Annotated in this window: 10 protein-coding genes; 4 read left to right on the top strand and 6 right to left on the bottom strand. The window is 69.7% G+C overall.

The features are described from left to right. Positions 1–73: 73 nt before the first annotated feature. The 6 genes from ACFWEP_RS23390 to ACFWEP_RS23365 form a co-directional block, all read right to left on the bottom strand. The gene (locus tag ACFWEP_RS23390; protein ID WP_387372518.1) at positions 74–826 is read right to left on the bottom strand and encodes an ABC transporter ATP-binding protein; all 753 of its coding nucleotides are present in this window, start codon (positions 824–826) and stop codon (positions 74–76) included. Beyond that, positions 823–2,661 carry an ATP-binding cassette domain-containing protein gene (locus ACFWEP_RS23385; RefSeq protein ID WP_387372515.1) on the bottom strand — a complete coding sequence of 613 codons (1,839 nt, stop codon included), beginning with the start codon at positions 2,659–2,661 and terminating at the stop codon, positions 823–825. The genes ACFWEP_RS23390 and ACFWEP_RS23385 overlap by 4 nt, the downstream gene beginning before the upstream one ends. After that, entirely contained in the window at positions 2,658–3,527 is an 870-nt protein-coding gene (locus tag ACFWEP_RS23380; protein ID WP_387372513.1) for a branched-chain amino acid ABC transporter permease, read from the bottom strand. Before ACFWEP_RS23380 ends, ACFWEP_RS23385 begins: the two co-directional genes overlap by 4 nt. Before the next feature lie 67 nt (positions 3,528–3,594). Further along, a complete protein-coding gene (locus ACFWEP_RS23375; RefSeq protein ID WP_387372511.1) occupies positions 3,595–4,749 on the bottom strand; it encodes an ABC transporter substrate-binding protein in 1,155 nt (384 codons plus the stop codon). 5 nt (positions 4,750–4,754) lie between these two features. Further along, positions 4,755–6,503 (bottom strand): thiamine pyrophosphate-binding protein, encoded by a 1,749-nt coding sequence (locus ACFWEP_RS23370; protein ID WP_387372509.1) that lies wholly within the window; start codon positions 6,501–6,503, stop codon positions 4,755–4,757. Then, a complete protein-coding gene (locus ACFWEP_RS23365) occupies positions 6,500–8,002 on the bottom strand; it encodes an aldehyde dehydrogenase family protein (protein ID WP_387372507.1) in 1,503 nt (500 codons plus the stop codon). The genes ACFWEP_RS23370 and ACFWEP_RS23365 overlap by 4 nt, the downstream gene beginning before the upstream one ends. 212 nt (positions 8,003–8,214) lie before the next feature. On the opposite strand from ACFWEP_RS23365, the gene ACFWEP_RS23360 reads away from it, so the two are divergent. From ACFWEP_RS23360 to ACFWEP_RS23345, 4 genes are all read left to right on the top strand, one after another. Further along, positions 8,215–8,982, top strand: a complete 768-nt coding sequence (locus tag ACFWEP_RS23360) for an IclR family transcriptional regulator (RefSeq protein ID WP_387372505.1) — start codon at positions 8,215–8,217, stop codon at positions 8,980–8,982. A 59-nt stretch (positions 8,983–9,041) separates the two neighbouring features. Beyond that, positions 9,042–10,241 (top strand): CaiB/BaiF CoA transferase family protein, encoded by a 1,200-nt coding sequence (locus ACFWEP_RS23355; protein ID WP_387372503.1) that lies wholly within the window; start codon positions 9,042–9,044, stop codon positions 10,239–10,241. Further along, positions 10,238–11,080, top strand: coding sequence for a citryl-CoA lyase (locus ACFWEP_RS23350; protein WP_387372501.1), 843 nt, complete (start codon positions 10,238–10,240; stop codon positions 11,078–11,080). The genes ACFWEP_RS23355 and ACFWEP_RS23350 overlap by 4 nt, the downstream gene beginning before the upstream one ends. A 182-nt stretch (positions 11,081–11,262) precedes the next feature. After that, the coding region (locus ACFWEP_RS23345; protein ID WP_387372499.1) for a PQQ-binding-like beta-propeller repeat protein at positions 11,263–12,112 on the top strand (850 nt) is incomplete at its 3' end.

Raw genomic sequence — 12,112 nt, 5'->3', positions numbered from 1 at the left:
CCCGCGGGGCGGCCGGCCGAGGCTCAGTCCGGACGTGAGGTGTGCCGGGGCCGTAGGTCGGGCGCGGGCCCGTTCACAGCCCGAGGTAGATCTGCCGTACCCGCTCGTCGTGCGCGAGTTCCTCGGAGGTGCCGGACATCGCGACCGAGCCGTTCTCCATCACGAGGCAGTGGCTGGTGACCCCGAAGGTCAGCTTGGCGTTCTGTTCGACCAGCAGAAGCCCCAGGCCTTCGCCCCGCAGACGGACGAGGATGTCCAGGACGTTCTCGATCAGCTTGGGGGACAGCCCCATGGAGGGTTCGTCCAGCAGCAGCAGCCTCGGCCGGGACATGAGAGCGCGGCCGATGGCCAGCATCTGCTGCTGACCGCCCGACAGGTCGCCCGCCGCACGGCTGCGGAAGTCCCGCAGGATGGGGAAGAGGTCGTAGACGTGCGCGAGGGTGTCGCGCGTTTCTCCCTTCCACGACCGGTGGTAGGCGCCCAGCAGCAGGTTCTTCTCGACGGAGAGCCCCGGGAAGACGTGGCGCCCCTCGGGGACGTAGCCCACACCGTGGCGGACCATGTCCCGGGCCCGCACCTTGCTGAGATCGGTGTCCCCGAGGGTGATCCTGCCGCTGCTGCGGGGGATGAGCCCCATGAGCGCCTTCAGCGTCGAGGTCTTGCCCGCGCCGTTGGAGCCGATGATTCCCATGGACTCGCCGGGAGCCACGCTCAGCGCCACCGATCTGACCGCGCAGACTCCGCCGTAGTGGACGGTCAGATCGGTGACGGCGAGACTGTCGGTACCGGCACCTGCCGCGGAGGGTCCGGCAGCGGTGGTGGTCATGACGAAACCTCCGGCGCGACGGGGACGGGCATGGTGTCGGGCACCGAGTCGCCGAGGTACGCCTCGATGACCTGAGGTGTGGCGGCCACTACGGCAGGGGTGCCCTCGGCAATGACGGTGCCGGCGGCGAGGACGGTGATCCGCTCGCACAGGGACATGACCAGTCCCATGTTGTGCTCGATGAGGATGACGGTGACGCCCCGGTCGCGGATGGAGCGGACGATCGCCGAGAGCTGACCGACCTCCTCGCCGTTGAGACCGGCCGCCGGTTCGTCCAGGAGGAGCAGGCTGGGCTGTCCCGCCATGGCCCGTGCGATCTCGATGCGCCGCTGGATTCCGTACGGGAGGGATTGCGGGTGGGCGTCCGCGAAGGCGGTCAGCCCGTACTCCTTCAGGATGCGGTCCGCCTCCTCCTGCAGACGGTGTTCGCCGGAGAGGATTCCGACGGGCCACAGGGCGTACTGCCAGACCGTGGTGGTGCGGGAGCGGTCGAGGACGACGAGGATGTTCTCGCGGACGGTCATCTGGGAGAAGAGGCGCAGGTTCTGGAAGGTTCGGGCCATGCCGGCCAGGGACAGCTGGTAGGGGCGTGCCCGGCCGATGTCGCGGCCGACGCCGGTGACATGGCCTGCGGACGGCCGGTAGAGCCCGCTGATCACGTTGAACAGGGTGGTCTTGCCGGACCCGTTGGGGCCGACGATGCCGCGGATCTCTCCCCGTTCCACCGTGAGGGTGACGTCATTGAGCGCGGTCAGCGCACCGAACTTCTTGGTGACGTGGCTGACTTCCAGGGCCGGCCCGCTGCCGGCCCTCCTCAGGTCGAGGGCCGCGTCCTCCGGGAGGGCCTCGGGCTGGTAGGGCCCGAGCTCGGCGGCGCTCACGTCGTCGCTCTTCCTGCGGCGGCTGACGGCGTCCCGGATACGTTCGGGGATGCCCGCGATTCCGGTGGGGGCGAACACCACCATGAGGACGACGACGACGCCGTATCCGAGCTGGGCGTAGACGGCGAAGTCGACGAGGGCCTCGCGGATCAGCACGAGGCCGACCGCGCCGACCACGCATCCCACCAGGCTGCGCCGGCCGCCGATGATGACCATGGCCAGCAGCAGGAACATGTTGCTGAGGCTGAAGGTTTCGGGGGCGACGTACCGGATGAGCCCGGCGTAGAGGATGCCCGCCACTCCGCCGTAGGTGCTGGCGAGGAGGAACGCGGTCATCCGGAGCAGGGGGATCTCGGCGCCCATGGCGCCGGCGGCCAGCGCGTCGTCCCGCATGGCGCGCAGTCGGCGCCCCAGCCGGGTCCGTACCACGAAGGTGCCGAAGGCGAGTGCGAGCCCGAAGACCACGATCTCCAGGTAGTAGTACATGTACTCGTCGGCGAGGTCGATCCCGAAGAACGGGGGCACGGGGATGCCCGGGATGCCGTCCGCGCCTCCGGTGATCTTCGCGTTGGTGATCCAGTTGACGAATCCCAGGGCGAGGCCGAGCGTGACGATGCCGAGGTAGTGGGACTGCATGCGCAGTGCGGGCAGGCCCACGAGCAGTCCCACCAGCATCGTCGTGACGATGCCGAGGATCGCGGCGGTCCAGAAGCCGTATCCGGAGTGGGTGGTGAGGATGGCGGTGGTGTAGGCACCGACTCCGAAGAAGGCGACCTGGGCAAGGTTGATCTGGCCCGCCACGCCCATGACGAGCCCCATGCCGACGGCGAGGAGCGCGAAGATGATCGCGATGTCGACCACGTGGATCGAGTAGCCGTTCAGTCCGTACGGCAGTGCGTAGGCCAGGACGCACCCGAGCAGGACGAGTGCCGGCTTCGACTTGAGGAGGCTCATGCCCGGCTCACCGTCCTCTCGCCGAAGATGCCGGTCGGGCGGATCATGATGGCCGCGGTGAAGACGAGGAAGGTGACCAGCACGCTGTATCCCTGGAAGTGGTCTCCGGCGTAGGAGTCCAGGACCCCGATGGCCAGGCCTCCCACGACCGCGCCGGGGATGCTCCCGAATCCGCCGAGCATGGCCGCGGCGAATCCCTTGACTCCCAGGGCGCCGCCCAGGGTGGCGTCGACGTAGAGCATGGGCCCGGCGAGGCTGCCGGCGAGGGCCGCGATGCCGGCGCCGATCGCGAAGGCGAGGGCGTTGCTACGGCCCACGTGGATGCCGACGGCGGTCGCGGCCTCGTGGTCCATGGCCACCGCCTGCATGGCGGCGCCCGGCTTGGTGCGCTGGAGGAAGAGGGTGAGCAGGACCACGGTGGCCGCGGTGACGGCGATGACCATCAGGTCGTAGGTGCGGATGCGGATCCCCATGATCTCCAGGGGACCGGAGGTGATCGGCGAGGGCATGGCCCGTCCGGTCGTTCCCCAGATGAGGGTGGCGGCGGCCTGGAGGACGGTGCCGAACCCGATGGTGCCGATCAGCATCAGGTCGAAGTCCTTGTTCTCGAGCGGGCGCAGGACCCGCTCGATGACCAGACCGATGGCACCGGTGACGACGATGGAGATGAGGATGGCCGCGACGAAGGGGAGGTGCGAGGTGAGGTAGAACGTCGAGCAGGCGTAGGCGCCGATCATCGCGACGTCGGCGTGGGCGAAGTTGACGAGGCCCATGGTGCGGTAGACGACGGAGAAGCCGACAGCGATCAGGGCGTAGATCGCGCCGAGACTGAGCCCTCCGACGAGGGTTTGCAGAGTGACTTGCATGGTGGCTCCCTGAAGCCGGTGCGGAGCCCGGCTCTCGGCTCGAAGGGCTGACGGTGATAGGCGGCCCCTACTGAGCGGCGGAGAGCTTTCCGTCCTTGATGATGCCGATGGTGGTCTTGAAGATGCCGACGCCGGTCTCGTCGTAGGCGAACTCGCCGAGCAGGCCCTGGTACTTGGTGGCGCGGATTTCGTCGGCGAGCTTCCGGCCCTTGGCGACGCCGCTGTTCTTCAGCGCGGTGAGCACGATGTTGGTGCCGTCGTACGCCTTGGCGCCGTGGAGTTCGGCGTCCTTGCCGTACTCCGCCTTGTACGCGGCGGCGAACGCGCGACTGGCGTCGCTGATCTCGTTGCTCAGGTAGGGCGAGCTGACGATGGTGCCGTCGGCGTTCGCGGCGCCGGCCGTTTCGATGAAGACCGGGGTGCCCTGCGGGGCCGCGCCCGCGAAGGGAACGGTGATGCCGAGGTCGCGGGCCTGCTTGACGATGAGACCGGCTTCTACCTCCTCGGACCCGATGAAGATCGCGTCGGGCTTGGCCTGCCGGATGCGCGAGAGGGAGGCGCTGAAGTCCTTCTGGTCGGTGGTGACGACCTGGTCGGCGACGGGGGTGATGTCGGCCTTCTTGAGCGCGGCGGTGAAGGCGTCGTGCTCGCCCTTGCCGTAGGAGCCGTTGTTGGAGATCAGCGCGATCTTCTTGAACTGCTTGGTGGTGACCAGGTAATCGGCCAGCGTGGAGTCGTAGGTGGTGCTGGTCGGCCCGTTGAGGAAGAGGAAGGGGCTCTTGACGTCGACGAGGGCGGTGGCCTGGCCGGAGGTGATGTTGGGTATCTCCGCCTGCTTGAGGATGGGGGCCATCGCCACGGTGACGGCGCTCTCCGCGGTGCCGATCATCGCCACGTAGTTGCCGCTGTCCAGCTTGCGGGCGATGTTGGTGCCGGTCGTCGGGTCGCCCTGGTCGTCGAAGACGGTCAGCTCGATCTTGCGGCCGTCGATGCCGCCCTTCTTGTTCCACTCCTTGACCGCGAGCTTGGCGCCCTTGGCCTCCCAGTCGCCCAGCGAGGCGAGCTGGCCGCTCTGGGCGTCCACCACGGCGATCTTGATCGGGCCGCTGTCGCCCGCGTCGTCGGAAGAGGAGTCACCGGGGGCGCTGCACGCGGTCGCGGCGAGGAGAACGCCGAGGGCGACGGCCGGGACGGTGCGGGTGTGACGGGTTCTGGCGCGCATGGGAATCATCCTTCGTCCTGAAACTTGCCCTGGTAGATGTCGTTGATGTTCCAGTGGCCGGGCGTGGGAACCGGCTCGTTGACCATGGGGATGTCGATGACCGCGGGGCGTCGGCGCTCCACCGCGGTGGCGAGGACCTTGGCCAGGTCCTCGGCGGAGGCCGGCTCGTAGCCGTCGGCGCCGCAGGACCGTCCGTAAGCGGCGAAGTCGGGGCTGTAGGGCTCGCCCTGCCGATCGGTGAAGTCGCATCCGTAGCCGCGACCGTAGTTGGAGCGCTGGAGGTCGGAGATGGTGCCGTGGGAGCGGTTGTTCATGACGGCGAAGATGACCGGCAGCCCCTGTTCGACGGCCATCGGTACGGCCGGCAGCTGTGCGCTCATTCCGCCGTCGCCGATGAGGGCGACCACGGTGCGCTGGGGCTGGGCCATCTGCACGCCCACCGCGGCTGCCGGGCCGAAGCCCATGGTCGAGGCACCGCCGGGCGTGATGAAGCGGCCCTCGGGCGGGAGGTCGTAGGACTGCGCGACGCCGTTCTTGTTCCAGCCGACGTCGGTGACGAGGATCGCGTCGGCGGGGAGGCTCGCGCGAAGGTCGGCCAGGATGCGCTGCGGACGCAGCGGGAAGTTGTCGCTCGCCCCGTTCTGGTCCGCGAGGTCGAAGAGCTCGTTACGGCCGGCCGCGATCGTTTCCCGCAGCCCGGGGCGGCGGATGGGTTCGGGCTGAAGGCCTCGGACTGCCGCTGCGACGGCGCGCACCGAGTGGCCGACGTCGGCGACGGCTCCGATCTCCACCGGGTAGTTGCGCCCGATCTCGGCCGGGTCGATGTCGATCTGGATGAGCTTGCTCGGCGGGAAGTTCCAGGTGTAGGCGGCTTCCCAGGAGCTGGCGTCGGTCTCCGCGAAGCGGGTGGCGAGAGCCAGCACGACGTCGGCGTCCTTGGTGTGGGCATGGGTGGAGTCCAGGCCCCAGAAGCCGGGCATGCCGAGCAGGAGCGGATGGCGGTCGGGAATCGCTCCCTTGCCCATGAGCGAGTGGGCGAGCGGGATGTCGAGGTGGTCGGCCAGGGAGAGCAGCGCTTCCTTGGCCTCGGGGGTGCGCAGTCCGCCGCCGAAGTAGATGAGGGGCCGTTCGGCGTTCACCAGTGCCCGGGCGATGCGCTCGGCCGTCTCCTCGGTGAGGCCCGGGAGCGCACTGTCGGGTATCGCGTGCGATCCCGGGGTGTACGGCTCGACCTGGCGGGAGAAGAGGTCCATGGGGACGTTGACGAGGACGGCGCCGGGCCGGCCCGAGGTCGCGGTCCAGAACGCGCGCTCCAGGGTCCGGGGGAGGTCGGCGGTGCGCTGGACGGGCCAGGTCCGCTTGCAGAAGGGCCGGTAGATGGCGGTCTGGTCGGCGTCCGCGTGGAGGTTGACCTCCTGGTGGGGGTGGCGGCCGTAGTAATAGGAGGGGATGTCGCCGGAGATGACGACGAGGGGTACGGAGTCCATGGCGGCCGTGGCGACTCCGGTGACCGCGTTCATCATGCCGGGCCCGACGTGGGTGAGCAGAACCCCGGGCTTGCCCGAGGCGCGGGCGTAGCCGTCGGCGGCGTGGGCCGCGGCCTGCTCGTGACGGGCGATGACGAAGTGGATGGAGCTGGGGCCCAGCGCGTCCAGCAGCGCGATGTTGGTGTGCCCGCAGGTGCCGAAGACGTACTCGACGCCGTACGACTCCAGTTGGGTGACGAGGGCTTCAGCGGCGGTAACGGTGGTCACTGGTTCTCTTTCGTGAGGTCGTGGCGATCGCCCCAGATGGAGAGGCCGCGGAGCATGAGGGTCTTGACGACCGTGTAGTCGTCGATGAGCCAGCGCGGCGACTCGCGGCCGAATCCGGAGTCCTTCACGCCGCCGAACGGAACGTGGTCGAGGCGGAAGTTCGACGTGCCGTTGACGATGAGTCCGCCCACTTCGAGGCGGCGCCAGGCGGTGAAGATGCGGTTGATGTCGTGAGTGAAGAGCCCGGCTTGCAGCCCGTAACGACTGTCGTTGCACTCGCCGAGGACGGTGTCGAAGTCGTCGTACGGCATGACGGCGACGAGCGCGCCGAACACCTCGTGTGCGACGACCGAGGCGTTCGAGGGCGGACCGGCGACGATGGTCGGTGCCGCGGTGGCGCCGGTGCGGGTGCCGCCCCGGAGCACGGTGGCTCCCAGCCCGGCGGCCTCGGCGGACCAGCGGACCACGCGTTCCGCCGCTTCCTCGTCGACCATGGCGCCGATGTCGGTGGCCGGGTCCATCGGGTCCCCGACGACCAGAGCGTCCACCGCCGCGGCGAAGAGCTCCAGGAAGTCCTCGTATCGGCTGCGGTGTACGTAGACCCGCTGGACGGAGATGCAGCTCTGCCCGGAGTTGCTGTATCCGGTACGGGCCGCCGCCTTGGCCGCAGCCTCGACGTCGGCGTCCTCGCAGATGATGGTGGCCGCGTTGCCGCCGAGTTCGAGGGCGAGCCGCTTGGCACCGGCGGCGCGGGCGACGGCCGCTCCGGTGGTGGCGCTGCCGGTGAAGCTGATGACGTCGACCTCGGTGGCGGCGCAGAGCGCGGAGCCGACCTCACCGCCACCGTGCAGCAACTGGACCGCCTGGTACGGCATTCCGCTGTCGAGGAGCAGGGCCACCACGGCCGCCGAAATGGCAGGGGCCTGGGGAGGGGCCTTCACCAGGGTGGTGTTGCCTGCGGCGAAGGAAGCGCCGAGCTTGTGCGCCAGGAGGTTGGCCGGCGCGTTGAACGGGGTGATGGCGAGGGCCACTCCGGCGGGAGCCCGGTAGGTGAAGGCACTGTTCCCGACTCCGGTGTTCCAGCCTGCGACCGGCAGGGTCTCCCCGTCGATGCGGCGGGCCTCGGCCGCGCAGACCTCGAAGGTGGAGGCGACCCGCTCTATCTCGACGCGGCTGTCCTTGAGCGGCTTTCCCAGCTCCAGAGCGAGCAGAGCGGCCAGCTGGTCCCGGTGGGCGAGCGCGGCCGCGGAAGCCCGCTGCAGGATGTCGGCCCGCGCCGCCGGGGCGAGCGAGGCGACCTGGGACGCGTAGCGGCGGGCATCGGCGACGGCCCGGTCGATCTCGGCGGGCAGCGCGGTCGGTGCGCGGCTGACGGTCCGCCGCACGTAGGGGCCGGTCCGATCGACCCACGGCCCGTCGCCGGACCACGTCCCGGCGAGGAAAGGAAGTGCGTCGACGACTTCTCCGTCGGCGGCGGACTTGAGGAGGACTTCCAGCATCACGTCTCCAAGTAAGCCATCTAGCGGTTTTCGTAGACCGCCTTGTGGACTGGCGTGTAACGTACGGGCGCCAGTTGGGCTTGGCAAGGGCCCGGACGCAAGAAGTTGAGACCTCAGGTTTCCCGCCGAATAGGCGCGAGAGTTCGGGTGGGAGAAGCGTCCCGCCCCACTCCTGCCGGCGCAGTCGGCACACACCCCACGAAGGAGAACCCATGGATTCCGAGCAGGGACAGGGAGGCGTGCGCAGTGTGCGCCGAGCCCTGGACATCCTCTCGTTGCTGACTGAAGATCAGCCCGTCGTCCCGCTCAGAACGATCGTGGAAGCGACCGGACTGGCGAAGACGACCGTGGTCCGACTCGTGCAGACCCTGGAGCAGTCCGGCCTGCTCTGGTCCACGGACGCCGGGTACACGGCGGGCCCCGGCCTGTGGCGATGGGCTCACCTGGCGCACGGGAGCTGGGAGTTGCCGCCGGAAACCGTCAAGCTGCTGCGGGAGCTGGCCGACCGTCGAGGCGAGACGGCGAACGTCATGATCCGGCGCGACATCCACCGCGTGTGCGTCGCCCAGCAGGAGAGCCCGCAGCCGCTGCGGCACGTGGTGCGGGTGGGGGACGAGCTTCCGCTCTGGGCGGGCGCCTCGTCGAAGGTGCTGCTCGGTGGCGCGAGCGACGCTCTTCTGACACGGATCGCGCTGGACTCGCCGCACGGCCGGGACCACGCCGCGCAGCTGCGGGAATGGGCCGACGAAACGGCCGAGCAGGGATACGCGGTGAGCCAGGGCGAGCGGGACATCGGCCTCACCGCCGTGGCCGTACCGCTCACCACCTCCTCCGGCGTCGTCGTCGCCTCGCTCTCCCTGAGCGGTCCCAGCGCCCGCATCACCCAGGAGTCCGTCGACGAATTCGCCCAGGACCTGCTGCGGGTAGCCGGTCAGATCATGACTCAGGGCTTCGACCACCCCCTGGGACCCCGCGGCTGATCACCTTGCCCCGAACAGCGGCGCCGGCCACCCGGCGCCGCGTTGAGGAGACATCACTCATGGACGTGCGACCGCTCGAAGGTACGAGAGTCCTGGACCTGACCAACGTCCTGGCGGGCCCCTACTGCAGTTACCACCTCATGCTCCTCGGCGCCGAGGTGATCAAGATCGAACGGCCCGGACAGGGCGACCTGGCGCGCAACCTCGGCCCCGACGCCGAACTCAACCGCGCCGGCATCGGTGCCTCCTTCCTGGCGCAGAACGCGGGCAAGAAGTCCGTGGAGCTCGACCTGAAGGACCCGGCCGACCGCGAGGTGTTCGAGGAAATGCTGAGCGGCGCCGACGTGCTTCTGGAGAACTTCCGCGCCGGCGTCCTCTCCCGGATGGGATACGACCAGGAGCGGCTCGACCAGATCAACCCCCGCCTGGTCTGCTGTTCCATCTCGGGCTTCGGCCAGACCGGGCCGATGAGCGACGCACCCGCCTACGACCAGATCATCCAAGGCCTCTCCGGGATGATGAGCGTCACCGGCACCGCCGGCACCGCCCCGCTGCGGGTCGGCTTCCCGGTCTGCGACACGACCGGCGGGCTGTCCGCGGCCCTCGCCATCAGCGCGGCCCTCCTCCACCGGGAACGCACCGGACAGGGCAGCAGGCTGGACGTCTCCATGCTGGAGACGTCCCTGTCGGCCATGGGGTGGGCCATCTCGAACTACCTGGTCAGCGGCGTGCCGCCGGAGCCGATGGGGGACCAGAACGCCACCGCCGCACCTTCGGGGACGTTCCGCACGAAGGACGGGCCCATCAACATCGCGGCCAACCAGCAGCGGCAGTTCGAGACCTTGTGCCGACTCGTCGGTACTCCCGAACTCGTCACGGACCCCCGGTTCGCCGAACGCGAGGGCCGCAAGGCGCATCGCGACGAACTCAACGCCGCGCTGAACGAGGCCCTTTCACGACGCCCCGCAGCCGAGTGGGAGCAGGTGCTGACTCCCGCCGGAGTCCCCGCGGCGCGGGTGCTGACCATCCCGCAGGCCCTGGAGCAGCCGCAGCTGCGGCACCGGGGCTTCGTGGCCGAACTGCGAAGGCCCGACGGTTCGGGTACGGCTCTGCCCGTGCTCGGCAGTGGAGTGCTCTTCGACGGGGAGGCGTTCCTGCCCCGTACACCACCGCCCCTGCTGGGGGAGCACAACCACCAGCGCGAGCAGCTCGCCTCGCTCTGGTCCGCGACCGCCACGAAGGAGACGACCGTCTCATGAGCGCACCCGCATCCGCCCACGACGAGGCGGCCCAGTGGTGGGCCACCGCCGTCAGCCACATCGAACCCGGCTCCATCGAACTGCGGGACCGACCCGTACAGGACCTGATCGGATCGGTCGGCCTGGTGGACATGATCTGGCTGCTGCTGCGGGGCGACCTTCCCTCGCCCCGGCAGTCCGCCCTGCTGGAGGCCGCCCTCGTGGCCGGCGTGGACCACGGCCCGCAGGCGCCCTCGATCGCCGCGGCCCGCATGGCCGCGACCTGCGGCATCGGACTCAACAGCGCGGTGGCCACCGGCGTCAACATGCTCGGCGACGTCCACGGCGGCGCCGGCCAGCAGTGCGTGCAGATGCTGGAGGAGATCCGCGCACACCACCTGGCAGGCGCGGGCTGGGACGCCGCGGCACGCGAGGTCATGGCGCTGTGGCAGGCCCGGTCCCGCTACCTTCCCGGATTCGGCCACCGTTTCCACCCCCTCGACCCGCGCCGCGATCCGCTGCTGCGGCTGACCGAGGAAGCGGTGGCGGCGGGAGTCGTGGCGGGCGACCACCTCCAGGCGGCACTCGCGGTCGAGCGCGCCCTGAGGGAACGCCGCGCCGGAGCCCGCCCCGTACCGATGAACATCGACGGCGCCACGGCTGTCATCTACGCCGAGCTGGGTTTCCCCGCTCCGCTGGCCAGGGGCCTGTTCGTGCTGAGCCGGTCGGTGGGCATCCTGGCCCACGCCTGGGAGGAGACGGGGCAGGGCCGCCGGAACAAGGGCCCCATCCCGCGCTCCGTCCTCCCGGCTCGTCTGGTGCCGTCGTCTTCACGCCCCGCCGAGGAATCCACGTCATAACCCTTGCCACACTCCGGCGGCGTCCTTAACGTATGGAACCGCCTCACGGCAACCATCGTGCGGGTCCGACAAACCGCACAGCGGACCAAGATCCGCTACTTCACTCTCTCAGCCCCTCGCCTCCCCGCACGTACCACCAGGCGGACCCGGACCCGGCAGGGGCACGTCACGAAAGAGGGTTCATGGACAGACGTGGCTTTCTCGCCAGTGCGGCCGGCACCACAGCCGTCGCCACCCTTCTCGGTTCTTCACCCGCCCAGGCAGTCGAATCGCCCAAGGGAACGCTGGCCCTCCCCGTCCCCAAGCAGGCCTTCAAGCCGACGGAAGCCAACTTCCCCAAGGCGGGCGGCAACCTGGCCAACCAGAACTACTCGGCCCTCAAGAAGATCACCCCGCGCAACGTGAAGCAGCTCGGCGGGGCCTGGCACATCAACCTGGAGGGCGGGGACACGGGCCGCGCCCAGCAGTGCGCCGTCGTCGCCCAGGACGGCGTGCTCTACATCGCCACCACGCAGCAGAACATCTTCGCCGTCAACGGGCGCACGGGCGCGGTGAAATGGAAGACCAGCGTCGGCGCCGAGACCACCAACATGCGTGGAGTGGCCCTCGGCCAGGGGCTCGCCTTCACCATCTCGGGCGAGAACACCGTCTACGCGCTGGACCAGAAGACGGGCGCGGTCGTCTGGACCAGGTCGATGCTGATCGAGGACCAGGGCGACCCCGGCTGCGACCCGGCCAGCGGCCAGTGCGGCGGCAGCAAGGGCAGCCTCGCCGGGGCGGTCGTCTACTGGGACGGCATGATCTACGTCGGCACCCAGGGCAGCACGGCCGGCGCCCGGGGCCGCGGCTACGGACTGGACGCGGCCACCGGCGAAATCGTCTGGACGTTCTGGGGCACGCCCGGGCCCGGCGAGTTCGGGCACGACACCTGGGAGGGCGACACCTGGAAGACGGGTGGCGCCGTCTGCTGGATCCACCCCGCCGTCGATCCCGAACTCGGCCTCGTGTACTGGACGTTCGGCAATCCCTACC

Source organism: Streptomyces sp. NPDC060198, assembly GCF_042728415.1.
In the GTDB taxonomy this organism is placed as follows: domain Bacteria; phylum Actinomycetota; class Actinomycetes; order Streptomycetales; family Streptomycetaceae; genus Streptomyces.
This window is presented reverse-complemented; position numbering and strand designations above follow the sequence as displayed.